The following is a 26,181-nucleotide window of genomic DNA, read 5'->3' on the forward strand; positions in this document are numbered from 1 at the left end:
GTCGTGGTCGCCACCGGCAGCGACCGATTGGTCCCGCCGGTGCCGGGCGTAGTGGAGTCCGAGCCGTGGACCAGCCGCGAGGCCACGTCCGCGGAGGTCGTGCCCGGCTCGCTGGCCATCATCGGCGTCGGCGTGACGGTCGGGCTCACTGTCGGGCTGGGCGTGGGGCCTGGGCCGCCACCCGAGCCCGAGCCACCGGACCAGGTGTGCGCGCCGCTCGCCACGGTGCGCCCGGCGGGCACGTCCAGCGTCGTGCCGTCGGAGAACGCCACGGTGATCGGCGCGGACGTGACGTTCGCGGCGACGTAGGTGCGCGCGCCGTTCGTGGCGAAGACCGCCGCCAGCGGATGGTCGGCCCGCACTGTCGCGTCAGGCGGACCGAGGGCCGCCAGGCTCGAGACCCAGTGGAACGTGTGCGCGCGGCTCTCACCCTCCTCGGGCAGGTAGCCCGGCTGGGCGTTCAGCGCCGCGAGCGCGGCGGGCCCGTCCCCGAGGGCCAGGTACTCCCACCAGATGTCCTGCCACACCGTGGGCGGGCCGCCGTTGACGGCGGCCATCTCGGCGTAGTTCTGGCGCACGTCGTCGGGCCGCTGGCCCAGGTACAGGTGGCTGCCGGTGATGGGCAGGGTGTTGATGCCCTGGATCATCTCGGGCTCGGCGCTGAACCACGTCGCGTACGCCCCGCCGTCGCCCCAGATCATGCCGACGGTGCTGTGGCCGAAGCCGTCCGGGATCGCCTCGGCGCCGTCGAACCAGTACGCCTGGATGGCGGCGGCCTGGGTCGCGTACAGGTACGCGCCCAGGTCGCGCATGGCCGTGTCCCCGGTGGCCTCGCCCCACTGGACGAGCGCCCCGGCGAAGTTCATCCCCTCCGAGCTCGACTCCTGGTTGTTGCCCGCGGCGAACGCCCCGTGCCCGGACGCCCAGTCGTGGCCCGCGTACACGTCGAAGTCCCGCAGGTACGGGAACAGCGGGTCGGAGCGGTCGGCGCCGTTGGCGTCGCGCACCAGCAGGTCCACCATCCCGCCGTAGGCGTCGTCCGCCGCCCAGGCCGGGTCGAACTTGGCCAGCGTGGCCGCCGCGGCGATGAAGTAGCCGTAATGGAAGTGGTGGTCGTTGAGCTCCTTGTCGGAGCCGTAGGACGCCGGGTAGCCGATGAGCGTGCCCCACCTGTCGTCGTAGGCGAAGACCTGCTCCGTCTTGCCGGGCGCAGCCGTGAACCAGTTCGTCAGGGTGGAGCGGATCTGCCCGAGGGCGGCGTCCCGGACGTCCGTGCGCCCCACCAGGTCGGCGATCTCCGCGATGCGGGCCGCGCGGCCGAGCCCCTTGCCCGTCCAGTACGTGTCCGGGGAGACCTGCTGCATGGGGTCGGCGGCGGCCTCCGTGAGGAGCGCGTCCAGGCGGGCCGCGGCGTCGCCGGAGCCGGTCGCGACCGCCGGCAGCTCGGGGAGGATCCCGGTGAACGGAGTCTGCGTGGTGAACGACGTGGCGCCCACGTACGCGGTCATGTCGCCGCGCGGCGACGGGTACTCCGCGGGGGCCGGCTCGGCTGGGCCCGCCACCGACGCCAGGTGCTGCTGCTGGTGCGGGTACAACGCCAGCACAGTGCCCTGCGCGGAGCCCTCCAGCGGAGTGGTCTGCACCGCGTACGTCGTCGAGACGCTGCCCGCGGCCTCGTCGTAGGCATAGTCGGCCTGCGTGCCGGTGACCTCGGCGAACGCGTACAGCTGGTACTGCGCCAGTGCCGCCTGCCGGGCCGCGTCGTCGGAGGCCGCGCTGGTGGGCAGCGCCGCGACGCTCAGGTACCCGAGCCCGGCCAGGCCGCTGACCAGGCTCGACCCGGACACCGTCCAGGACGACCCGCTGGGGGCGAAGGCCGCGTAGTCGTGGCCGCCCGCGGTGAAGCCGATCGTCCCGCCGTCCTGGCTCCACACGCGCGGCGTCCCCGTGACGGTGAGCTGGGCCTGGCCGCCGGTCAGGTGGTACCAGCTGAACGGCAGGCCGTGGCCGATGGTGGCGCGCATCGTGCGGGCGCCGTCGTCCCACGAGGGCGTCACAGTCCAGTCCGACCAATCGGCCACCTCGACCACCGGCGCCGCGAGGCCCGCGACGCCGACCAGCACATCCTGCGCGTACGGGTAGTGGAACTCCCCCACGCCGCCGGGCGTGCCGGAGAGCACCGGGTCACGGGTGCTCGACAGGCCCAGGCCCGCCGCCGTGGGCTGGTACGAGACGGGGTGGGCGTGCAGCGGCTCGCTGCCCACGCAGTTCCACCGCTTGAAGACGAGTGACGACCACCAGTCGTTGGTGGGGATCGCGCCCGTGGGCGCGTCGTCGGTGAGGTACGCGCGCGGATCGGACGCGAGCGGGGCGCAGCCCTCCGGCGAGGGGCCCACCCGGTCCGTGGTGTAGCCGCCCGAGCCGACGGGGACGGGCTCCGCCTGCGCCGACCCGGCGATCGCGCCGATCCCGGTCACCGCGAGCGCCAGCGCCGCCAGCGAGGCTGCCCATCGAGCGGGCCCTCGGGGCCTCACACGGGCAGTCCGCGACCTTCCCGCGTCATTCGTCGTCATCGACAGCATGAGCAGCCCCCCGACGACCGGCCTCTCTCGGCCCGTCACCCGCTGACGCCGCCGTGAGATCGGTCTCCTCGCACCGTAGGCGCGGGAACAGCCCGTCGCAAACCGACACGAATACGTGTCAACGGGGTGGCCCTGAACGCGCGAACGGCCACCACCTGACGCTGGGGCCAGGCGGTGGCCGTCGTGCGAGGCCCCTCGGGGCAGGCGCTCAGTTCTGGGAGGCTGTCTCCTGCGCCGCGATCTGGGCGCGGACGTCGTCCATGTCGAGCGCCTTCACGGCGCTGATGACCTGCTCGAGCGCCGGCGCGGGCAGCGCGCCCGCCTGGTTGAACACCAGGATCCCCTGCCGGAACGCCATCAGTGTCGGGATCGACGTGATGCTGAGCTCCATGGAGAGCTGAGGCTCGGCCTCCGTGTCGACCTTCGCGAAGACGACATCGGGGTGCGCCTGCGAGGACGCCTCGAAGATCGGCCCGAACCGCTTACACGGTCCGCACCACTCCGCCCAGAAGTCGACGAGCACGATGTCGTTGTCGGTGATGGTCTGCTGGATCGTGTCTGCGGTCAGCTCAGTGGTAGCCATGGCCGCTCCTCCCTCGTCGTGAGTCTGCGCACGTAAGAGCACGCCCACCCTCCCGAGTATTCCCTCGTCGACGCGCGTCGGCCTGCCCGGGGTCTGCCGGGGAGGTAGAACAGGACCGTGACCGACACTGCTGACTTCCCGCATGAGCCCGAGCCCCAGCGTCCCGCTGGCTGGATGGACCACGAGGAGATCCGCCACGTGCGCACCCTCCTGCCGATCCTGTACGTGGACGCCATCCCCGTCCGCGTGGACGAGTCGGGCGATGTGGTGGCGGTGGGCCTGCTGCTCCGGGTGACCCGGGAGGGCGTGATGTCCCGGGCGCTGGTCTCCGGGCGGGTCATGTACCACGAGCGGGTGCGCGACGCGCTGCTGCGGCACATCGAGAAGGACCTGGGCCCGGTGGCGCTGCCGCAGATCCCGGCGTCCCCGCAGCCGTTCACCGTGGCCGAGTACTTCCCGACGCCGGGCGTCACGCCCTACCACGACCCCCGCCAGCACGCGGTGTCGCTCGCCTACGTCGTGCCCGTCGCCGGGGACTGCCGCCCCCAGCAGGACGCGCTCGACCTCGCGTGGCTCACCCCCGAGGAGGCGACGTCCAGCCAGGTGCAGATGGCGATGAACGGCGGCCAGGACCTGCTGCTACGCCAGGCGATGGCCCACGTGGGCCGCCTGCCCTGAGGTCGACGGCGGCCCGCACGTCAGGCGCGGGCCGCCACCGCAAGCGAGGCCGACGCCTCCCCCGGCTCCTCGAGCCGACACAGCGACACGGGCCTGGCCTGCGGCGCGTCGAAGCGCGTGACCCGGCCGTCGCGGACCTCAAGCCGCAACGGGTCCACAGCCAGCCCCCAGCCGACGGCTTTGAGCACCGCCTCCTTCGCGGTGAAGGCGTCCGCCACGTCGGCGCGCGTCCGCAAGGGCTGGCGCTCGGCTGCCGACAGGACGACGCGCAGCGCCGCGTCGTCCAACCCCGCGAACGCGGCATGCTGCTCGACGTCCACGCCGACGTCCGCGTCCGCGCAGAACGCGACGACCACCACCTCGCCGCTGTGCGAGATCGACACGTCCGGCACGGGCGCCGCCCACCGCTCCCCCGGCGCGGGCGCATACCTGGGCTTCTCCTCGCCGGCCGCGACCAGCCGGCGGACGAAGCGGAGGCGGCCCGCGTGATCGCCGAGCACCTCGCGGGCGTGCTCCGCCACGATCACCCGCCCCGTGAGGAACCGCCGCGCGTCGGCCTCCCTGCGGAACGCCCGCAGCCTGGCCCAGTCGTCCGCGACCAGAGGCAGCCACGACGGCGGCTCGGACGGCACGAGGCCCCGGGCGACGACCAGGCGGACGTCGACAACGCCCCCGTCCAGGCCTGCCGCGGCCGGTTCCGCGATCGTCACCCAGCGGGCCTCACCCCCGCGCCTCATGGCGCCATCCGCTCCGCGACCCGTCCGACGGCCCGCTCCGTGACGCGCCCCTGCTCCACGTCGTACACCCGGTCGAGCCGTGCGAGCGTCGACTCCCGATGCGCGACGACCACGACGGTCCGCGAGGCCGCGAGCCGGTCGAGCGCCCGCTCCACGAGCTCGGCGGCGGCGGGGTCCACATCCGACGTCGCCTCGTCCAGCACGATGACAGCGCTGCCCCGCAGGGCTACCCGCGCGAGGGCGATGAGCTGGCGCTCGCCGGCCGTGAGCGTCGAGCCGGCGCCCAGCGGCGTGGCGAGCCCGTGGGGCAGGCCGTCGAGCCACCCGCCCAGACCCAGCGAGGCCACCGCCCCGCGCAGCGCCGCGTCGTCCGCGTCGGGGGCCGCCAGCCGCAGCTCGTCCGCGAGCGTGCCGGAGCCGAGCACCACGTCCTGCGGAACGAACGACACCAGGGCCGCGCGCTCGTCCGGCCCCAGGCCCGACAGGTCGACGCCCGCGCAGCGCACCGTGCCCCGGTCCGGGTGGTACAGCCCCGCCATGAGCGTGGCGATCGTCGACTTCCCGGCGCCGGAGCGTCCCGCGAGGCCAACGCGCACACCGTCCGCGATCCGCAATGACACGCCGGCGAGCACCGGCTCGGCGCCGTAGCCGAACCAGACGTCGACCAGCTCGATCGCGGCCTGCCCGTCGGCCGTCACCGCGCCGCGGGCCCCGGCGCGCGGCGGCCGCCCCGAGGCCTCGAGGAGGTCGTGCACCCGCGCGGCGCCCGTGAGGGCCTCCTCGACCGAGCCCATGAGCGCGACGAGGTCGGCGAAGCTCGCGAACAGCGTCACACTCGCGAGCACGAAGGTGACGACCACCCCGGCCGTGATCGTGCCGGAGGCCGCGAGCGAGGAGCCCACCGCGAGCAGCACCGCCAGGGCGGCCCCCTCGATGAGCGACATGGCGCCGATCCACCGGCTCAGCACCACGGTGCGCATCTGGGCGGCCACGGCGCCCTCGTTCAGACGGGCGAGCCTCCCGTCGAGGCGCGAGCGTGTGGTCGCGGGGGCCGTGGACAGCAGCGAGCGCGCCCGGATGCCCTCGGCGATCACCGCCGCGACGTCGGCCTCCGCCTGCGCCTCCGCGCCGAATGCCGCCGCGGCGCGGGACCGGAACCGGTGCAGCACGACCAGTGACGGCGGCAGGAACACCGCCAAGAGCACGACCACGAGCAGCCACGACTGCGAGGCCAGCACCGCGACGAGCAGCACCACCGTCGAGCCGGTGACGAGCAGGCCTGTGAGCGACTCGCGCACGAACGCGGAGAGCTCCGCGACCTCTGCCGTCGAGCGTTGCAGCAGCTCCCCGGCGCGGTGGCGCTCGACGAAGCGCAAGGGCGCCGTGGCGAGCTGGTGCGCCACGGTGTCGCGCACATCCCGCACCAGGTGCTCCCCGGCCCGCGCGAGCCGCGCTCTGCTCGCCGCCGACAGCACGAGCCGCAGGACTGCCAGCGCGATGCCGACGCCGCCGAGGATGAGCACCTCCTGGCGGTCGCCGTCGAGCAGCGCGTCGGCGAGGCGCCCGACGACGACGGGCGCGAGCGTCGTGGCGAGGCTGGCGACGACCCCGAGGGCGACGGCCGCCGCCAGGGCCCGACGATGCGGCCGGGCGAGCCGGAGCGCCGCGCGGCCGACGCCGTGCCGTGCGGGGGTGTCCACGAGTCGGCGGCCGCCGTCGTGCGCCGGGGCGGGTCCCTGTGTCGGCGCCCTCATGCGGTCCCGGCCCGGTCGTGGAGCACGAGGACCTCGTCGGCCGCCGCGAGGAGCAGTTCGTCATGCCCCGCCGCCACGACGATGCGCTCCCGCGAGGCCCGCTGCATCGCCGCCACGACACGTGCGGCCGTCTGGCCGTCGGCGGCCGAGGTCACGTCGTCGAGCAGCAGCACGGCCGCCTCGGCGACGAGGGCGCGCGCCAGTGCGAGCCGCTGGCACTGGCCCCCGGACAGCGCCCCTCCTCCGTCCCCGACCTCCAGGTCCAGCGGGTCGGCCGCCCGCCCGGCGAAGTCCAGGTCGAGCCCGACCTCGGCGAGCACCCGCCGGTAGCGCGCGTCGTCGGCGGCGGCGTCCTGTGAGGCTGCCCCCAGCGCGAGGTTGTCCCGCACCGTCCCCATGAGCACGAGCGGCCGCTGCGGGACCAGGTGGACGCCCCCGAGCCGCGAGTGGAGGGGCGACCCGTCGACGAGGAGGCTGCCGGCGGTGGGCTCCGCACTCCCCGCGAGGACGCGCAGCAGCATCGACTTCCCGCTCGCGACCCCCCCGGTCACGACGACCAGGCGGCCCGGCGCGAGCACGACGTCCACGGCCGAGGCGCCGCGCACGGGCACGAGCGCCCGCCCCTCGATCCGGCCCGGCCGATGGGGTGCCGCACCGGGCACGGCCACAGCGCCGTTCCCGATGTCAGCGCCGCACCCGATCACGGCGCTCAGCCGCGCGGCGCCCACACGCGCGTCGACGCTCTGCGTCCACCGCATGAGGCCCACCTGCACCGCCAACCCGATCGTCGCCATCCACCCCGTGAAGGCCACCAGGCCACCGACGGTCAGGCGCCCGTCGAGCACCGCCAGCGCGCCCACCAGGACCCCGACAGCCGCGGCGACAGCGGGCACGCCCTCCCCGAGGGCCGTCCAGCGGGCGAGCACGCCGCTGGCCCGCACCGTGCGCTCGGCGAGCTCTGCCGACGCCGCGTGATGACGTTGGACGATCGTGCCCTCCGCCCCGATGCCCCGCAGCCCCAGCGAGGCGCGCACGATCTGGTCGACGAGGTTCGCGCGGGCGCCGTGCGCCTCCGCGGCGTCGCGGGAGGCCAGCTCGAACCGGCGTGGGTAGACCACCGACAGCGCGGCGAGGCACGGCGCGGCGGCGCCGGCCACGAGGAGCAGCCACGGGTCGAGGGACGCCAGGCCCGGCACGAGCACACCGACGGTGACCGCGATGACTGCCCAGGTCGGCAGCCCGTGCACCCACACCCGGACGAGGCCGACGTCGCGCCCCGCCCGGATCAGCAGGTCGCCGGTCCCGAGTCCGTCCGCGCCGTGGAGGGCGCCGTCGCGGACACGGGTGCGCAGCGCCGACCCGGCCCGGGCGTCCGCCAAGTTCGCGCCGTGGTCCCACACGCACATCCCGGCGAACTGCAGCACCGCGGCCACGGCGACCGCCCCGCACCAGAACGCCATAGCCCGGGAGTCCCCCGCGACGACGCCATCGTCGATGGAGAAGCTCAGCAGGTACGGGGCGGCGAGGACGCCGGCCTGCCGCACCACGGCGCCGAGGACAGCGGTGAGGAGCGGCCCGCGAACCCGCCACGCCGTTCCCCGCAGGAGCCGCCGGACCTGCGCCCGCTCGACCGCGCTGCGGCTCACTCGGGCGCCGTCGCCGGGGCCGACAGCTCCAGCTGTCCGGACGCCCCCAGCCGAGCCGCGACGATGCCGCCGGTCCGCTCCCACGCCTCGGGCGCCACGACACCGGCGTGGTCGGCGTCGGGGCCGACGCGCTCCGCGTCGTCGCCGAGGAGCCCCTCCCACGCGGTCAGCCGCGGCTGCTCGCGCTCGGCCACGACCAGGACCGTCGGCACAGCCGTCGTCGGGGACTGCGAGGCCGCCATCAGCCGGGACGCCCAGGCGTGGCTCTCCACGATCGCGTCGAGCGTCGCCCTGCCGTCCAGGCCGAGCACGCCGCGTGACGCCCGGATGGCCTCGCGCAGGTCGGGGTCGAGGCCGCCCTCCCCTGCGAGCTCCGCCAGGAACTCCTGCTGCTCGGCGCGCAGGGCCGCCCGGTCCTCGTCCTCGACCCCCTGCCGGGGCCCGCCGAGCGGCGCCGGGTCGAGGAGCACGAGCAGCTCGACGGCCTCGCCCTCGCGCTGGAGCTGTGCGGCGATGGCGTGGGCGATGTTCCCGCCGAACGAGTAGCCGAGCAGCCGGTACGGGCCTCGTGGCTGGAGGGCGCGCATCCGCTCGAGGTACTCCGCCGCGAGGCCGTCGACGTCGGCGGCCGCGCTCATGGCGCCCGAGAGCGCCGGCGCCTGCAGCCCGATCACGCCGATCTCCGGCGGGAGCAGCCGCACCAGCGGGGCGAACTGCCAGGCGAAGCCCCCCGCCGGGTGCACGCAGAACACGGGCGCCTCGTCCGCTGGCTCGCGGAGGGCGAGCACGGGGGCGAGGCCGGCGTCCCGGGCCGGCTCCGCGAGCGCCGCGGCCAGCGCCCGCACTGTCGGGTTCGCCATGACGGTCCCGATGGCGACGCGGGCACCGATCTCCTCGCCGAGGTGGGCCACCACCCGCATGGCCAGCAGCGAATGGCCGCCGAGGTCGAAGAAGCCGTCGTCGCGGCCCCCCACGTCGATGCCGAGCACCTCGGCGAACGCCGTGGCGACCACGCGCTCGATCCGTCCGACGGGCGCGTCGCCCCCGCTGGTGGTCCGCGGCTCCGGGAGCGCGGCCCTGTCGATCTTGCCGTTGGCGGTGAGCGGAATGACCTGCGCCACCGCGAACAGGCTCGGCACGGAGAACGCGGGCAAGGTGGCGGCGAGCTCGGCCCGGACGTTCGCGAGCAGCGCCTCGTCCTGCGGGGCCACGTCCTGCGGGGCCACGTCCTGCGGGGCGGCGGCACGCGGCACGACGTGGAGGCAGAGGGCCTCGGCGCCGGACGCGCTGCGCCGCACCGAGGCGGCGGCCTGCGCCACGCCCGGATGCGCCTCCGCGGCCGCCTCCACCTCCGCGAGCTCGATCCGGTGGCCGCGCACCTTCACTTGGTCGTCCCCGCGCCCCCGGTACTCGATGCCGCCGTCATGCCGCCGGTGCACGAGGTCGCCCGTCCGGTAGAGCCGTTCGCCCGGAGCCCCGAACGGGTCGGCGACGAAGCGGGACGCCGTCAACGCCGTCTGCCCGAGGTAGCCGCGCGCGAGGCCGTCCCCGCCGAGGTAGACCTCGCCCGTCCCGCCGGGCGGCACCTCGCGCAGCGCGGAGTCGAGCACGTGGGCGCGGGCGTCGAGGATCGGCCGCCCGAGGCATGGGCTCTCACTCGAGGCGAGGTCGACGCCGAGCGCGTTGATCGTGAACTCCGTCGGCCCGTAGAGGTCGTAGGCGACGAGGTCGTCCCGCCCGCGCGGCCGCGTCCACAACTCGGGGGGGCCCGCCCCCCCGCCGAGGAGGAAGAGCGCGGGCGGACGCCTGTCGAGGAGCCCGGCGCGGATCAGCTCCCTGCCATAAGACGGCGTGACGTTGACGACGTCGATGCCCACGCGCGCGTACCGCTCGACAAGGGCCGGCACGTCGAGGCGGCCCTCCTCGTCGATGACGTGGACCTCATGCCCGTCGAGCAGCCAGAACAGCTCCTCCCAGGACATGTCGAAGGAGAACGAGACCGTGTGGGCGACGCGCAGCGGGGTGCGGCCCGCCCGGTGGATCGCCGGGCGGAAGATCGCCTCCAGGTGGTTGTCGTACATCGTGACGAGCCCGCGATGCGGCACCGCGACCCCCTTGGGCTCCCCCGTCGAGCCCGAGGTGAAGATCGTGTACGCGAGCTGGTCCGGCCGGACGGCGGGCGGGGTGAACGGCGTCCCGGCCCCGCGGACCGCCGTCACGTCCAGGGTTGGGACGCCCTCGACCCCCGCCCCGCCCGGCGCCGTCAGCACGAGCTCGGCGCCCGCGAGGCGTGCCAGGCGGCTGAGCCGCTCGACGGGGTGCGCCAGGTCGAGGGGCAGGTAGGCGCGCCCGGCGCGCAGCACCGCGAAGATCGCGACCACATGCTCGACGGTGCGGGGCAGCGCCAGCGCCACGACGGCCTCGGGCCCCGAGGTGCTCTCGACCACGCGCGCGGCGAGATCGTCCACGCGGCGCTGGACGTCCTCGAAGGTCCAGGCGGCGTCGGCCCCGGAGAGGTCGCGGCCCACCAGCGCGGTGCGAGACGGCGTGCGCTCCGCGGCGCGGGCGAGCAGGTGGGCGACGGTGCGCGTCCCGCCGGCGTCATGCCGGCCGCCCGGGCCGACGCGCGTCGCCTCCGCGTTGACCCGCCCGACGGCCGCCTGCTCGGCGGGGACGGCCGCGCGCAGCCGGGCCACCGGCTGGTCGGCCTGAGCGACGAGGGCGGACAGGGCCGCCACGTAGCGGGCCAGGTAGCGCTCGGCGCGCTCGGAGTCGATCACATCCGGCCGATGCGCGAGGGCCAGCTCGAGCCGCTCACCCGGGTTCACCGTCATCGCCAGGCTGTAGTGCGTGCCATCGTAGGCCTCCGCCTCCACGATGCGGTGGCGGGCGAACGTCGCCGACTGCGCCTGCTCGTCGAGCGGGAGGTTGCGGAAGACGTACAGGGTGTCGAACAGCACCGACCTGCCGGCCGCGCGCTGCACGTGGCCGAGGCCGACGTGGTGGGCGGGCATCGTCTCAGCCTGGGCCGCCATATGCGCGCGCAACTGCTCCAGCACCGTCTGCCCCGGGCGGACGCGCACCCGCACCGGGATGGTGTTCATGAGCAGCCCGACCATCCGGTCGACCCCCTCGAGCTCTGCGGGACGGCCGGAGACCGTGGTGCCGAACACCACGTCGTCCTGCCCGCAGATGCCCCGCAGCACGAGTGCCCACGCGTAGGAGAGCACCGTCGAGAGAGTCACCGAGGCCCGCCGCGCGAGCCCCGTGAGCGCCGCCGTGAGCGCGTCGTCGAGCAGTCGCGTCGCGGACTCGGAGAGCACGGGCGGGGCGCCCACCGCGCGCGGCTCGACGAGCGTGGGGCCCGGCAGGCCCGCGAGCGCCTCCCGCCACAGCGCGATGCCGGACTCCTGGTCCTGCCGCGCGACCCAGGACAGGTACTCCCCGTAGTCCGCCGCCGGGGCGAGGCCCGCGTCGGAGACCGGGCCGGGCGCGCGCAGCGCCTGGTCGTAGAGCTCGAACAAGTCCTCGAGCAGGATCGTCTGCGACCAGCCGTCCGTGAGGATGTGGTGGTGCACGATGCTCACAAGCCAGTGCTCGGGGGCGAGGCGGGCCGCCACCAGGCGGATCAGCGGCGGCGCCGCCAGGTCGAAGCCCACCTCCACCTGGCGCTCGGTGAGCAGGGCGAGCGCCGCCTCCTGCTCCGCCGGCGCCAGCGCGACGAGGTCGAGCCGCTCGAACGGCATCGCCGCCGCCGGGGCGACGAAGGACAGCGGCGCCGCCAACCCCTCGGACACGAACCCGGCGCGCAGGCTGGGGTGCCGCCGCAGCAGTGCGTCCCCCGCGCGCCGCAGCGCGTCCACGTCCACCTCGGTGCGGAGCGTGAGCTTGTGCTGCACCACGTACACGTCGAGGTCGTCGCCGCCGAGCTGCGTGTGGACGTAGAGGCCCTCCTGCAGCGGGCCGAGGCTGAGCACGGCCTCCCGATGGGGGGCCAGCCGGTCCAGCACCTGGCGGGTGGCCGCATCCTGCTCGATCCCGGCCTGCGTCCCGGCATGGCCGCGTGCGCGCCGCAGGGAGTCCCCGGCCTGCGGGGAGGCGACATGGGCGATCGCCGCAGCGGTCCGCGCCTCGAAGACCGTCCCGAGCCCGATGTCGATCCCCGACCGCCGCGCCAACGCGACCAGCCGGATCGCGGAGATGCTGTCGAGGCCCGCCGCGAACAGATCGGCGTCCACGTCGACCTCGGAGCCGATCACGGTGCGGGCGATCTCGGCGATCCGTGCGGCTGCCGGCTCCATGCCTCGCGTGAGCTGAGTCTGCGGGGAGAGCGCGGCCCGTGTGCGCGCCCCCCGCACAAGGTCGAGCGCCGCGCGCCTGTCGAGCTTGCCGTTCGCGGTGACGGGCAGGGACTCGACGACGAGGATGACGGCGGGCCGCTGCGGGTCGGGCAGGACGTCGGCGAGCCCAGCCGCGAGGGCGGCGGGCGAGGCGCTGGCCCCCGGCGCGAGGCGCACGAGGGCGACGAGCGCGGGACCGGCCTCCTCGTCGAGGAGGACGGCCGCGTGCGACACCTCGGACAGCGACTCGAGCGCGGAGCGCGTCTCGTCCGGCTCGACGCGCATCCCGCGGATCTTCACCTGGTCGTCGCGGCGGCCGCGGTGCACGAGACCCTCGGGCGCGATCTCGACGAGGTCCCCCGTCCGGTACAGCCGGGCGCCTGACCCGAGGGGGTCGGCGACGAAGCGCTCCGCCGTCATCGCGCCCCGCCCCGCGTAGCCGAGGGCGAGCTGCTCGCCCGCGAGGTAGAGCTCGCCGACGCCGCCGAGCCCGACCGGGCGCAACGCCGTGTCGAGCACCCGCAGGGCGGTGCCCGGCGCCGCTGCGCCGATGGGCGACGAGGCGCCGGTGGCCTCGTGCGCGCTGTCGCCCGCGGTCACGTCGATCGCTGCCTCGGCGGGCCCGTACAGGTTGTGCACCGGCGCGCCCGCGGCATGGGCGGCCGCGGCGGCGAGCGCCGACGGGAGCTGCTCCCCGCTGCACACGACCCGTCGGACGCTCCCCCACGCGGGCTCGGGGACCAGGTCGAGGTACGCCGCGAGCATCGACGGCACGAAGTGCACGGTGGTCACGCCCTCGCGGGCGATCAGCGCGTCGAGCGCCTCGGGGTCGCCGTGCGCGCCGGGCGGCGCGAGCACCAGCCGGGCGCCCGTCACCAGCGGCAGCACGAGCTCCCACACCGAGACGTCGAAGCCCACGGGCGTCTTGTGCAGGATCACGTCGTCGTCGCCGATCCCGTAGCGCTCGCACATCCAGGCCAGGCGCACCGCGAGGCCGCTTCGGGTGTTCACGCAGCCCTTGGGGCGGCCCGTGGTCCCCGACGTGAACACGACGTAGGCGGGCGCCGCGCCCACGGTCGAGGGGCGCCCGGGCGCGGCGGGGTCGGTGGCCCGGTGGCGGATGATCGGCGCGTCCTCGACGTCGGAGCCGCCTTCGGGGCCGCCGTCGAACCCCAGCGCTGAGGCGGCCTCACCGGCGCCCGGCGCGACGATCAGCGTGGTGGCCTGGGCCTGCTCCACGAGCTCCCGCAGGCGCGCGGGCGGCAGGGATGGGTCGAGGGCGAGGAAGGCCCGCCCGGAGCGCAGCGCCGCGAGGACGCTCACCACGAGGGTCGCCGAGCGGGGCGCCAGGACGCCGATCGTGCCGCCGTGCGCGCCGAGCCCCGCCGCGACGACTGACGCGGCCTCGTGCAGCTCGGCCGTGGTGATCCGCGACGTGCCATCCACGACGGCCACCTCGTGGGCGTGCTGGGCGAGGACGTCGTCGAGGAGGGCCTCGAGATCGGCCTCCGGCGCGGGCCCGCCCTCGAGCATCGCGGGCGCCGGGGCCCCGCTGTCGAAGGCGATCTGCGCGACCCGGGCCCACGGGTCGTCGAGCACAGCGTCCAGCGCGCACCGCAACGCCGCCTCCACCCCGTCGGCCCCACCGGGGACGTCAGACCGCACGTTCAGCTCGAGCCGCAGCTCGGCGCCGATCTCGGCGAGGAGGGCCAGCGGGTAGTGCACGGCGTCACGCGCCCAGGTTCCGGCCACGGCCACCGAGCCGTCGGCGCTGCGCCAGCCGCCCACGTCGCCCGGGTAGTTCTCCACCACGAGCAGCGTGTCGAAGAGCGTGCCGAGCCCGACACGCGCCTGGACGGCCCCGAGGTCCGCGGCGTGCGCGTCGGCGACGACGCCGTGCAGCCGGTGGGCGGCGCGCACCACGTCGCCGAGGCGGTGACCCGGGCGGGCGTGGACCCGGAACGGGAGGGTGTTGCCGAGCAGCCCGACGATGCGGTCGCTGCCCGGCACGTCGGCGCCGCGCCCCGAGACGGCGAGCCCGAACACGACGTCCGCGTCGTCGACGATCCGGCCGAGCACGAGCCCCCACACCGCCGAGAGCACAGCCGCGGGGGTGGCGCCGAGCTCGCGCGCCCGGCTCCGCAGATCGCCGGCGCGCGGGACCAGGACGGTCCGTCGTGCCGCCGCTCCCCCGGCCGGGGACGCCGCCGTGGCCACAAGGGTCGGGGCGCCGAGCCCGTCGAGCGTGCTGGCCACGGCCTCCGTCGCCCGCTGGCCGTGCGACGGGTCGTCCTGCGGCAGCACGGCGTCGAGGTGGTCGACGAATCCCGCCTCACGCGGCTCGGGCCGGCCCCCGGTGGCCCGGACGAGGATCTCCTCGAGCAGCAATGGCACGGACCACCCGTCGAGCACGAGATGGTGCGCCGTCAGCAGGAGCACCGCGCGCCCCGTCCCGACGCGCGCCCACCGGGCCCGCAGCAGCGGCGGGCGCCGGGGGTCGAAGCCCCGCTCCCACTCCGCGTCCGCGACAGCCGCCACCGCCGGATGCGTGAGCGCCTCGCCCGGCCCGGCGCCGGCGGCCGTGACAGCGTCGACCACCTCCCACTCGGGCTCCAGCCCGTCCGCGACGAACTGCACGGGCGCGGAGTCGCCCTCGGCGAAGAACCCGGCACGGAGGTTCTCGTGGGCGTCCAGCACCTCGGCCAGCGCCGACCGCACAGCCCCGGCCTCCATGTCGCCCTCGAGCTCGACGGCGAACTGCAGCAGGTACGTCGGCCGCTCGCCCGCGTCCCGCTCCCAGAGCGAGTGGAACAGCAGGCCCCTCTGCAGCGGGGTGAGCGGCCAGACGTCGGTGACGGAGGGCATCGGCGCGGTGGTGCTCATCGGGGGTCCTCCAGGAGTCGTTCGATGCTGCTGAGGTCGCGCGCGCTGATCCGCGCCCGGGTGCGGCGCACGGGCCGCTGCGGCGCCGGCGCCAGGGGGGTCGCGGCGGCGGCCAGCGACGCGAGGCGCTCATGGGAGAACACGAGGCCCGGGGTGAGCGCGAAGCCGCGCGCGCGGACCAGCGCGACCAGGCGGATCGAGGAGATGCTGTCCCCGCCGAGCTCGAAGAACGCGTCGTCGGGTGAGACGGCGGCCAGCCCGAGCGCCTCGGCGACGGCCTCGACGACGGCCCGCTCGGCGTCGGTGCCCGGCTCCCGGAGCACCCGCTCGGCGGTGGCGGGCTCCGGCAGGGCGCCGCGCGCGACCTTGCCGTTCAACGTGAGCGGGATGCCGTCGAGGACTGTCACAACCCGGGGCACATATGCCGCGGGGAGCCCTGCGGCGAGCATGTCGCGCACCGCCTGGCCGTCGATCCGCACGCCGGGCTCTGGGGCGACGTAGCCGAGCAGCCGGTCGCGCCCCGTCGGCCCGGGCCGGACGACCGCCGCCGCCTGCCGCACGCCGGGGACCTCCCGGAGCGCCGCCTCCACCTCGCCGAGCTCGATGCGGTGGCCGTCGACCTTGACCTGGTCGTCGGCGCGCCGCAGGAAGTGCAGGACGCCCGCGGCGTCCCGGCGGACCACGTCGCCCGTGCGGTAGAGCCGCCCGCCCGGCGCCCCGAACGGGTCCGCGACGAAACGGGACGCCGTCAGGCCGGCCCGGCCGAGGTAGCCGCGGGCGACCTGCGTCCCCGACAGGTGCAGCTCGCCCGCCACGCCGTCGGGCACCGGTCGAAGCGCTTGGTCGAGCACATACGCGTCGACGCCGGCGAAGGGCACGCCGATCGGCATCGCAGCCCCCGACAGCGCTCCCGACGACTCGCCCGACGGTCCCGTGGGCTCCTGGTCGACCTGGGCGCTCGTGGCCCACACCGTGACCTCCGTGGGCCCGTACACGTTGCGCACCGACCGGCATCCCTCGCGCATCGCCCGGGCCAGGTCCGCCGGGAGCGCCTCGCCCCCGACGAGGGCCGCGACCCGCGACCACGCCTCCGGGTGGGACTCGACAAGCGGCCGCCACAGCGAGGGCGTCGCCTGGAGCACCGTGCACCCTGTCCGTGCGGCCAGCGCCGACAGCTGGTCGGGATCGCGCACCTGCTCACGGTCCGCGAGGACGATCGCGGCACCGCTCATGAGCGGCACGAACACCTCGAGCGCGGCGATGTCGAAGGAGACCGTCGTCACCGCCAGCAACGCGTCGTCGGCGCCGAGGGCGAGGGCGGCGCGCTCATGCGCGAGGAACGCGTCGAGCGCCGCGCGCGGCACCGCCACGCCCTTCGGGCGCCCCGTCGAGCCTGACGTGTAGATCACGTAGGCCGTGGCCGCGGCGGGAACATCGGCTGCCGCGCGGCGCAGGTCGGCGGCGGCGCGCGCGGGATCCACGGAGGCGTCCTGCGACGGCGCGCCGAGCACCACCTCCGGGCGCCCACGTCCCGCGCCGCGCGTCACAGCGTCGACGAGGACGAGTGCCGGGTCGGCGTCGTCCAGCATCATCTGGAGCCGGGCGTCCGGGTAGTCGACGTCGAGCGGCACGTACGCGGCGCCCGCGACGAGGACCCCGAGCAGCGCGACGACGAGCTCGGGGCCCCGCCCGGTGGCGACCGCGACGCGGTCCTCCGGGCCGACGCCCGCCGCGCGGAGCGCATCCCGCAGCGCGAGCACGCGCCCGGCGAGCTCGCCGTAGCCGATCCGCTCGTCGCCCGCGGCCAAGGCGAGACGCTCCGGCCAGGCGGCGACGGCCTCCGCGAACGACCCGAGCAGCGTGGCGGGCCCCGCCACGACTTCGGAGTGGACGGCCGGGCGGCGGCGCCCGTCCCCCCGCCGGGCGTCGACGGAGCGCACCGGTCGCCCCGGGGCGGCGAGCAGCGCGCCCGTCCACTGCAGCAGGCGCGCGAGCAACCGCCCCGCGCTCACACGGTCGTAGAGGTCGGCCGCGGCGACGACGGTGAGCGTGCCCGCCTCGCCCGCGCCGCCCATGCGGAGCCGGACGGCGAGGTCGAAGCGCGCGGCGTCGACGCCCGCCGCCCGCTCGACCGCGCGGGCGCCGGGAATCCGCAGCCCCGCGCCCACCGCGTGCTCGACGGTGACCATCGTCTGGAAGAGCGGGTGCCGGGACAGCGAGCGCGGCGGGGCGACAGCGTCGACGATTGCCTCGAAGGGGAGCCGCGCGCCCTCCCACGCGTCGAGGACGCTGCGGCGGGTCCGGCCGAGGAGGCCGGCCAGGTGCTCGCGGCCCGCGACGTCCAGCCGCACGGGGAGGGTGTTCACCAGGTAGCCGACCGTGCGGGCGAGGCGCTCGTCGTGCCGGGTGGAGACGGGTGAGCCGAGCACGATGTCATCGCCCGCGCCGAGCGCCTGCCAGAGCGTCGCGACAGCCGTCTGCAGCACCATCAGGGGCGTGGCGCCCTCGGCGGCGGCCACCGCGGCGAGGCGCTCGGCGAGCGGCCCCGGCACAGGCGCGGACACGGTGTGCGCCCGGTGGCTGGCGCGCTCGGGACGCGGCCGGTCCGTGGGGAGCTCCAGCTCCGCCGGGATGCCGGCGAGGCGCTCGCGCCAGCGCGCGGCGGCCGCCGGGTCGCCGCGCGCCTCCTCGGCCGCGACGACGGCGAACGGCACAGCCGGCTCCGGCTCCCGCCCATGCAGCAGCCCGGACAGGTCGTCGAGGATCACGGCGAGCGACGTCTCGTCGACGGCCACGTGGTGCGCCGCGATCACAAGTGCCGCTGGCCCGTCCGTGGTCACCAGCGTGCAGCGCACGGGCGGCGCTCCGAACACGTCGAAGGCGCGCGCCTCCTCTGCTGCGACGGCGCGGTCGACCTCCGCGCCAGTGGCGCCGGGGCCGAGGTCGACGACGGCGAAGGACGCCGGCGGCTCCGCGAGCGCCTCGGCGCCGAAGCCGCTGTCGTCGCGGAGGTAGACGGTGCGGAGCATGGGGTGCCGCCGGACGACGCCGTCCCATGCCGCCGCCAACGCGTCGGCGTCCACGGCGCCGGCCAGGTCGAAGGACACGGGCACCGTGTAGGTGGCGCTGACGCCGTCGAGCTCGGCGAGGAAGAGGAGCCCGCGTTGCGCCGAGGACACGGGGACGCGCCCGGCGTCTGGCGACGGCGGCTGGGACGGCGAGCCGCCACGCGGGTCGGCTGTCGGGTCGTGGGCCACGGCGTCATCGGCGGCCACCGGCTGGCGCAACGGCGTCACGCGCTGCGCGATGCGCGCGATGACCCGCCCCTCGAAGACGTCCTTCACGCCGAGCGTGAGGCCCGCCGCCCGCAGCGCGCCGATCACGCGCAGCGCCGTCAACGAGTGGCCGCCCAGCTCGAAGAAGTCGTCGTCGACGGACACCGGGAGGCCGCCCAGCGCCGCCCGGACGGCGCCGACGACGGCCGCCTCCTGCGGGGTCCTCGGCGCGATGACCTCCCACTCGTCCTCGGCGCCGAGCTGGGCGGCGAGCGCGCGGAGCGCGGCCCTGTCGACCTTGCCGCTCGTCGTCACCGGGAGCGCGTCGAGCACGAGCACCCGCGTGGGCGTCAGATGGCCCGGGAGCACCTGCGCGACGGCGCCCCGCACACCGTGGGCGGTGATCCCGGCGCCCGTGACGGCGGCGAGCAGCCGCGTGGCCACTGCCCCCGGCACGTCGGCGAAGGCCGCGGCCAGCCCGACGCCGGGCACCGCCCGCAGCGCGGCCTCGACCTCGCCGGGCTCGATGCGATGCCCGGAGACCTTCACCTGGTCGTCGAGGCGGCCCAGGTGCTCGACGTGGTCGTCGGCGCCCATCCGGACGAGGTCCCCCGTCCGGTACCGCCGCGTCCCGTCGGGGCCCGCGACGAAGCTCGCCGCCGTGAGCCCGGGCCTCCCGAGGTAGCCCCGGGCGAGCTGCCCGCCGCTGAGGTAGAGCTCGCCCGCGACCCCGCGCGGCGCCGGCCGCAGCCATGGGTCGAGGATCGCGGCGGTGACGCCCGCGACCGGGGCGCCGATCAGCGGGGCCTCGGAGTCGGCGACGACCGCGCCGAGGGCGTCCACCGTCGCCTCGGTGGGGCCGTACAGGTTGAGGCCGCGGGTGTGGTCCGCGCGCTCCCGCAGGGCGGTCCACAGCGCGGGCGCGACGGCCTCGCCGCCGAGCAGGATCTCGGGCAGCGGCCGGGCGCCGTCGGCGAGCCCCGCGGCGACGAGCTGCTCGGCGAGGACGGGGGCGACGTCGATCACGTCCGCCGTGCGCGCCCGGGCGGTGAAGAGCGCCGGGTCGCGGCGCTCGTCCTCGTCGAGCACCACCAGCTCATGCCCGGCGAACGCCCAGTGGAGCTGGATGAGCGAGGTGTCGAAGGAGAAGGAGGCGCTGTGCACGGCGACCACGCGCGCACGGCCCTCGCTGGCGCGCAGGCGCTCCACCAGCTCGGCGTGCCGTCCGGTGCGCAGCCCGTCGAAGTGGGTGTCGAGGGCGTCGCGGGTGACGACGACTCCCTTCGGCTGGCCCGTCGACCCCGAGGTGTGGAGGACATAGGCCGCGGCCGCCCCCGGGACGGCCCGCGGGGCAAGCGCCGCGGGCGGGGCGTCCGCGGGGTCGAGGACGGCGGCCCGCCCTCTGCCGCGACGCGCGCCGCCTCGCTCCCCCGTGGTGCGACGACCAGGTCGGCGGCGGTGGAGTCGAGCAGCGCTCGCAGGCGGGCGCGCGGGAGCCCCGGGTCGAGCGGCAGGGAGACGGCCCCCGCGCTGAGGCACGCGACGATCGCCGCGACGATCTCCACCCCGCGCGGCAGCGCCAGCGCCACGATGCGCTCCGGACCCGCGCCGGCACGCTCGAGCGCGGCCCGGATGCCGCCGGCCATCGCGACGAGCTCCCCCGACGTGGCCGCCCGCTCCCGGAACCGCACCGAGACGGCGTCCGGCTGGGCTGCCGCCGCGCGCGCCAGGCTCCGCACGACCGCGCATGACCCGGACCCGTCCTGCGGGGTCCGCGGCGGCTCCGGGCCCACGAGGACGCCGGCGCCGGGTGGGGCGGGCAGCGCGAGAGGTGTGGCGTCGAGCCCGTCCGCAAGCCGCGAGAGCACAGCGCCGAGCCCTTCCGCGAGCTGCTCCGCGCGCTCGGCCGGAACCCGCGCCTCGTCAAAGTCGAGCTCGACCCGCAGCCCCTCGCCCGGGAGTGCCGTGACGCCGACGGCGTAGTGCGTCGACCCGGCCGCGGCCATGCCCGCGACCTGGAGCCCGCCGGGCGCCGAGGTCCCCGGGGGGTAGTTCTCGACGACGACGAGGGTGTCGAAGAGCGTCCCGACGCCGGCCGTCGCCTCGATGTCCGCGAGTGGCAGGCACTCGTGGTCCTGCAGGTCCGCGCGCTCGCGCTGCAGCGCGCGGAGCTGTTCGCCGAACGGGCGCCCCGGCCGCATCCGGAACCGGGCCGGGACTGTCGTGGACAGCAGCCCCACGACCCCGTCGACGCCCTCGACGGCCGCGCTGCGCCCGGCAGTCGTCACCCCGACCACCACGTCGGCGCTGCCGAGCGCCCCCGCCACGATGTGCGCCCACGCGCCTGTCAGGACGGTGCTGACGGTGAGGCCGGCCGCGCGGGCCGTTCCGAGGAGCCGGTTCGCGGCGTCAGGGGCGAGCGGCACGGCGACGGTGCGCGTGCGCACCGTCGCACCGGACGCTGGCGCGAGGATCGACGCACGGGACAACCCGCAGAGGTGCGCACCCCACGCCTCGCGCGACGCGTCGACGCCCTGCTCGACCTGGGCGAGGACGGCCCGGCGCCACGCGGGCCAGCCGTCGGCGACCCGGCCGCCCGCCGCGGCCTCGATGACCCGGTCGACGAGGATCGGCGTGGACCAGCCGTCGAGCAGGAGGTGGTGGGCGGCGAGCACGAGCGTCGCCGACGCGGCCCCCGCCCGCACGATGTGCGCGCGCAGCAGCGGCGGGCGCCCGACGTCTGTGCGCCGGGCGGGCTCCGCCGCCACGAGCGCCTGGACGTCGGCGCCGTGCTCATGCACGGTGACCTCGGCGGACGCCCGGCGCGGCACAAGCTGGACGGGCCGATCGGCGACGTCGACGACGAAGGCCGCGCCGAGCTGCGGATGCGCGCTGACCACGGCGCCCACCGCCGCCGCGAGCGCGCGCACCTCGATTGGCGCCTCGCGGCCGTCGCCGTGCGGCGTGGACACCAGGTCGACGGTGGTCGTCGTCGTGTACACGTCGTCCTCGCCGTCGCGCAACGCGTGGAAGAGCAGCCCCTCCTGCAGGGGCGTGAGCGGGGCGATGTCGCGCAAGGGCCCATGCTCGCGCTCGATCGCGCGGATCTGCGCGGCGTCGAGCCCGGGCAGCGCGGCCTCGGCCGGGATGAGGGTGGCCGGGGCGTCGGCGTCCGCGCGGCCCGCGAGCATCACCAAGCCGGCGAGGGCACGGTCCCAGGCCGCCAGGAGGGCGTCGGCCTCCGCGGCGAGCCCCGGGGCGATCGTCCACTCGACCTCGAGGCCGGCGTCCCCGGGCAGCACGAAGACGGCGACCTCGAGCGCGTGCCCGATGCCCAGGCCCTCCGGCAGGTGCACCTCGAAGGGCCGCTCGCCGCGTAGCGCCACCGAGGCGCCCGCGCGCGTGTCGCCGCCGAAGCGGCCGAGGTAGTTGAGCAACACGCCGGGGCGGGCCGGCTCGGCGGCCAGGCCGGCGCTGTAGCCGTCGCCGGGCGCCTCCGCCCGGGCCTGCCGGGCCGCGCGGACGGCCTCCGCGAGGGCGTCCGGGTCCTCAGCCAGCGGCGCCTGGGCCGCCGCGGGGAACTCGATCGAGACCGGGAACTCGGTGGTGAACCACCCGATGCCCTCGGACGGGTCCTCGCCGTCGTGCAGCGGGTCGCGGCCGTGCGTCTCCCAGTCGACGAGCAGCCGGCCCTCGGCCGCCACACCCCGCCACTCGCGGAGCGCGGCGGCGAGCGCTCCCGCGAGGACGGCGTCGGGGCGGGCGTCGAGCAGGCTCGGCAGCCGGGTGAGCACGGCCTCGGCGACGTCCGCGGGAGCGGCGCGCACGATCCGCAGCGCCGACTGCGCCGCGAAGGCAGGCTCCGAGACGGGGAGGACCGAGCATGGCCGCTCCGCGAGCGCGCGCCAATGCGCCTCATGCGCGGGCGCGGCCTGCTGCGCCTCGAGGGCGAGGGCGCGTTCGCGCCAGGCCGCGTCCTCGCCTGGGGGGAGGTCCCCGCGGCCGAGCAGGACGCCGAGCTCGCGGATGATCGTGCGCCACGAGACGCCATCCACCACGAGGTGGTGGGCGGCCACGACGACGGCGTCGTCGCGGGCGATGAGCCCGACGGCGAGGACCCGGCCCGACGACGGGTCGAGCACACCGACCAGGCGGCGGCGCGGCGCCTCCGCTCCGGCCATGCCGTCGGCGGTGGACTCGTCTGCCAGGACCTCGATCGGCTGGCGCGCGTCGGGCGCGGGAATCTCCAGCGTCCACCCCTGCGCCGCATCGGCCGCGCCGTCGCTGGCGACGAGGTGCAGCACGGGATGCCGCCGGGCGAGGGCGTCGACGGCCGATCGCAGCGCCGCCAGATCGACTCCCGGCGCGCTGAGCACGATGCTCTGCGCGTACCCGCGCACCGCGTCGAGCCCGGGGGCGAGCCGCTCCAGCGCGCGGACCACGGGAGTGAGGGGCGCCGAGCCCCACGCGGCGTGCCGGGCGCGGGCCTGCGCTGTCCCGGCGAGCGGGCGGAGCAGGCCCGCCAGCCCGCGTGCGGTGCGCGCCGCGAAGAGGTCGCGCGGGCGTGCGACCCAGCCGGCCTTGCGCAGCGCCGACACGATGGCGATCGCGGAGATGCTGTCGCCGCCGAGGGACACGACGTCGACGTCCACGGGCACGTCCGCGAGGCCCAGCACCTCCCCGATGGCCGCGCACACCAGGCGCTCGGCGGCCGTCTCGGGCGCCGCGCCGCCCGTGGCGACGTGGCCGGGCTCCGGGAGCGCGGCGGCGTCGAGCTTGCCGTGGGCGGTGAGCGGGAGCCGGTCCACGACGCCGACGGCATGCGGGACCAGGTGGTCGGGCGCCACCTCGCGCAGCCGCCCGAGCAGGTTGGCGGGGTCGAGTTCCGCGCCAGCGGCGGGGACCACGTACGCGAGCAGCCGCGTCGAGCCACCCGTGCCGCGGACGAGGGCGACCGCCTGCCCCACGCCGTCGAGCGACGCCACCGCGTCGCTCACCTCGCCGAGCTCGACGCGGTGCCCGCGGATCTTCACCTGGTCGTCATCACGCCCGAGTGAGGACAGGGCGCCGTCCGGCTCGACGCGGACGATGTCGCCCGTCCGGTAGAGGCGCCGCCCGCCGCCGCGGGGGTCGGCGATGAAGCGCGCGGCGGTGAGTCCGGATCGGCCCTGGTAGCCGCGGGCGAGGTGCGGCCCGCCGAGGCACAGCTCCCCCGCGACGCCGACGGGCACGGGCTGAAGGGCCCCGTCGAGCACGATCGCGTCGCTGCCCGCGAGCGCGCGGCCGATCCGGGGACGCTCGCCCACCACCGGCGCGCCGAGGGCGTCGACTGTCGCCTCGGTGGGGCCGTAGAAGTTGTGGCAGGCCATGCGCGACGCCGACAGCCGGCGCCACAGGTCCTGCGGGGCGGCCTCGCCGCCGATGAGGAACAACTCCGGGGTGTGCGCCGTCTCGAGCAGCCCGGCGTCGACGAGTGCCGAGGCGAAGGACGGTGTCACGTCCAGGGTGTCGATCCTGGCGTCGTCGATCGCCTCGACGATCGCGCGGGCGTCGCGCCGGTCCTCCTCGTCGAAGACGACGAGCTCATGGCCGAGCAGCAGCCACAGGAGCTGCTCCCATGACGAGTCAAAGGAGAAGGACGCCGTGTGAGCCGCCCGCAGCCGCCGACCTGCCCGCGCGGCGGTGGGGCCGAACAGCGTCGCCGCGTGGTGCGCGAGGAAGTAGGCGAGGGAGCCGCGGCTGACGCCGACGCCCTTCGGGCGGCCCGTCGACCCGGACGTGTAGACGACGTAGGCGAGCGTCGCCGGGTCGTGGACGGGGCCGGGGCCATCGGCAGGGTCGGCGTCGCCGGTGACGACGGAGGCCTCGCCGCCGGGGGCGCTGCCGTCCTCGTCGAGGACGAGCGCCCGTGGGTGCGACGCGGCCGCCGACCCGGCAGTTGTCACCACGACCACCGGCGCGGAGTCCCCCAGCAGGAAGGCGATGCGCTCGGCCGGGTAGCCCAGGTCCACAGGGGTGAGCGCGGCGCCCGCCTCCAGCACGGCGAGGAGCGCGACCACCAGGTCGACGCCCCGCGGCAGCGCCACGGCCACGACCCGCTCCGGCCCGGCGCCGTGGGCGACGAGCTGTGCCGCGAGGGCGCGGACCCGTCCGTGCAGGGCGCCGAACGTGATCGCGTCGACCCCCGAGCGCACAGCGATCGCCCCCGGATCGGCCGCCGCCGCCCGTGCGAGCGCCTGGGACACGTCCAGGACGTGGAGGCCGCCCTCGGGCGCGGGCTCGGAGCCGTCCGCGCCGCGCTCGCCCCGGGGCAGGGCGGGCACGCGCCCCACCGGGCGGTCGGGATCGGCCAGGAGCCGCTCGAGGAAGCCCCCGTAGCGCGCGGCGACCCGCTCCAGCTCGGCCGGGGTGTAGGCGTCCGGGTTCGCGTCGAGGCGCAGCGCGATGCCACACTCCCCTGCGACGACAGACAGGTCGAGGTCGTCCACCGGCCCCGCCGCCTCGGTGCGCAGCTCGCCGCGGGCCTCGCCGAAGTCGAGCGTGGGCGTGTACGGCTTGAGGTTGACCCCCGGCCCGCGCAGCAGCGAGGGGATCCCCTGCTGGGCGACGATCTCCTCGCCGCGCAGCGCCTGGGAGCGGCGCAGCACCGCGAGGCCCTCGGCCACGCGACGCGCGAGCCCGGCCAGCGACTCCGCGGGGTCGACGCGCACGGGCAGCGGCAACACGGTGACCGACATCGACGGGGTGCGCGCCGCCTCCCGCGTCGTGCGAGCAGCGAACGGGACGCCGAGCACGAGGGCGGCGGAGCCGGAGGCCCTGGCCGCGAACGCCGCGAAGGCAGCCGTGTGCACGTCGGCCCACGTGATCCGCCGGTCCCTCGCGGTCAGGCGCAGGACGGCTTCGCCGACCTCCTCGGGCAGCACGAGGGGGACTCCGATCGCGCGGCGCACCGCGGGGGCCCGCCGCCCGGACACGGTCGGGACGGCGCCGTCGGCGGCAAGCGCCGAGGTCAGGGCGGAGTCGAGCAGGTCGGTGATCGCGGAGCCGTCGCAGGCCGCGCGCCCCGCCGCCTCCGCCTCGACCAGCCGCTCGAGCGAGCCGAAGCCCTGACCCGGGCCATCGGCGCCCACCAACGCCCGATAACGCTCCGCGACCCGCTGCGCGATGAGCGAGATCGCATAGCCGTCGACGGCGACGTGGTGGTAGCGCTGTAGCCACAGCACCCGCTCCGGCCCCGTGCGGATGATCACCTGCCCCACGGGCTCCGCGGCGTCCAGGCCTCCCGCGCCGCGGGCCAGCTCGGCGTCGACAAGAGCCTGCGCGGCCCCCGACGGATCGGCCTCGCCCGAGACGTCGTGCGTCCGCACCGTGGCCTCGGCACGGACGGCCACCCGGAACGGCTCCCCGGTCTCCGGGTCGCGCTCGACGCGGAACCCGAGGGCCTCGGCCTCCCGGACGACCTCCGTGACGGCCTGCGCGAGGAGCGCCGTCGACACGCGGCCGGTGAGCTCGACGCAGTCCGCGACGACGAAGACGTCGGAGTCCGGGTCGAGGGCCTGCGCGTCGACGATGCTGCGCTGGGCGGCGCTGAGCGGCAGGCGGGAGACGGCCGTGGCGACTGCCAGGTCCTCGGGTTCGGTGCGTGTGGGTGACACGGGTGATGGGCCCTTCACGGAGTCGGTGGATCGGTGCGGGCGGGACGG

General features: G+C 76.5%; 8 protein-coding genes and 1 pseudogene. 1 reads left to right on the forward strand and 8 read right to left on the reverse strand.

The annotated features are described in order from the left end of the window. The coding region (locus BN3788_RS20030) for a glycosyl hydrolase (RefSeq protein ID WP_315969735.1) at positions 1–2,534 on the reverse strand (2,534 nt) is incomplete at its 3' end. Positions 2,535–2,790: 256 nt separating this feature from the next. After that, positions 2,791–3,165 (reverse strand): thioredoxin, encoded by a 375-nt coding sequence (trxA, locus tag BN3788_RS03700; RefSeq protein ID WP_066582496.1) that lies wholly within the window; start codon positions 3,163–3,165, stop codon positions 2,791–2,793. A gap of 117 nt (positions 3,166–3,282) precedes the next feature. On the opposite strand from trxA, the gene BN3788_RS03705 reads away from it, so the two are divergent. Next, on the forward strand, positions 3,283–3,843 hold the full coding sequence (locus BN3788_RS03705; RefSeq protein ID WP_066582497.1) for an NUDIX hydrolase family protein: 561 nt from the start codon (positions 3,283–3,285) through the stop codon (positions 3,841–3,843). Between the two features lie 20 nt (positions 3,844–3,863). On the opposite strand, the gene BN3788_RS03710 is transcribed toward BN3788_RS03705, so the two are convergent. The 6 genes and pseudogenes from BN3788_RS03710 to BN3788_RS03730 all read right to left on the reverse strand — a co-directional run. Then, positions 3,864–4,580: a 4'-phosphopantetheinyl transferase family protein gene (locus BN3788_RS03710; protein WP_108723770.1), complete on the reverse strand. Its 717-nt coding sequence runs from the start codon at positions 4,578–4,580 to the stop codon at positions 3,864–3,866. Continuing rightward, positions 4,577–6,334 (reverse strand): ABC transporter ATP-binding protein, encoded by a 1,758-nt coding sequence (locus BN3788_RS03715; protein WP_082812547.1) that lies wholly within the window; start codon positions 6,332–6,334, stop codon positions 4,577–4,579. Before BN3788_RS03715 ends, BN3788_RS03710 begins: the two co-directional genes overlap by 4 nt. Continuing rightward, the gene (locus BN3788_RS03720) at positions 6,331–7,980 is read right to left on the reverse strand and encodes an ATP-binding cassette domain-containing protein (RefSeq protein WP_066582500.1); all 1,650 of its coding nucleotides are present in this window, start codon (positions 7,978–7,980) and stop codon (positions 6,331–6,333) included. Before BN3788_RS03720 ends, BN3788_RS03715 begins: the two co-directional genes overlap by 4 nt. Then, a complete protein-coding gene (locus BN3788_RS19945) occupies positions 7,977–15,203 on the reverse strand; it encodes an amino acid adenylation domain-containing protein (protein ID WP_066582501.1) in 7,227 nt (2,408 codons plus the stop codon). Before BN3788_RS19945 ends, BN3788_RS03720 begins: the two co-directional genes overlap by 4 nt. Continuing rightward, positions 15,200–20,017: a non-ribosomal peptide synthetase gene (locus BN3788_RS19625; RefSeq protein ID WP_082812549.1), complete on the reverse strand. Its 4,818-nt coding sequence runs from the start codon at positions 20,015–20,017 to the stop codon at positions 15,200–15,202. The genes BN3788_RS19945 and BN3788_RS19625 overlap by 4 nt, the downstream gene beginning before the upstream one ends. Then, positions 19,915–26,151 (reverse strand): annotated as a pseudogene (locus BN3788_RS03730) (amino acid adenylation domain-containing protein); the annotation flags it as partial. The gene BN3788_RS19625 and the pseudogene BN3788_RS03730, both read right to left, overlap by 103 nt. Positions 26,152–26,181 lie beyond the last annotated feature (30 nt).

It is taken from the genome of Cellulomonas timonensis, assembly GCF_900046455.1.
In the GTDB taxonomy this organism is placed as follows: domain Bacteria; phylum Actinomycetota; class Actinomycetes; order Actinomycetales; family Cellulomonadaceae; genus Cellulomonas_A; species Cellulomonas_A timonensis.

Excerpts from the sequence above, each read along its gene's own strand:
- BN3788_RS03710 (WP_108723770.1), bottom strand. The coding sequence starts at position 4,580 with ATGAGGCGCGGGGGTGAGGCCCGCTGGGTGACGATCGCGGAACCGGCC.
- BN3788_RS03715 (WP_082812547.1), bottom strand. The coding sequence starts at position 6,334 with ATGAGGGCGCCGACACAGGGACCCGCCCCGGCGCACGACGGCGGCCGC.
- BN3788_RS19945 (WP_066582501.1), bottom strand. The coding sequence starts at position 15,203 with ATGAGCACCACCGCGCCGATGCCCTCCGTCACCGACGTCTGGCCGCTC.
- trxA (WP_066582496.1), bottom strand. The coding sequence starts at position 3,165 with ATGGCTACCACTGAGCTGACCGCAGACACGATCCAGCAGACCATCACC.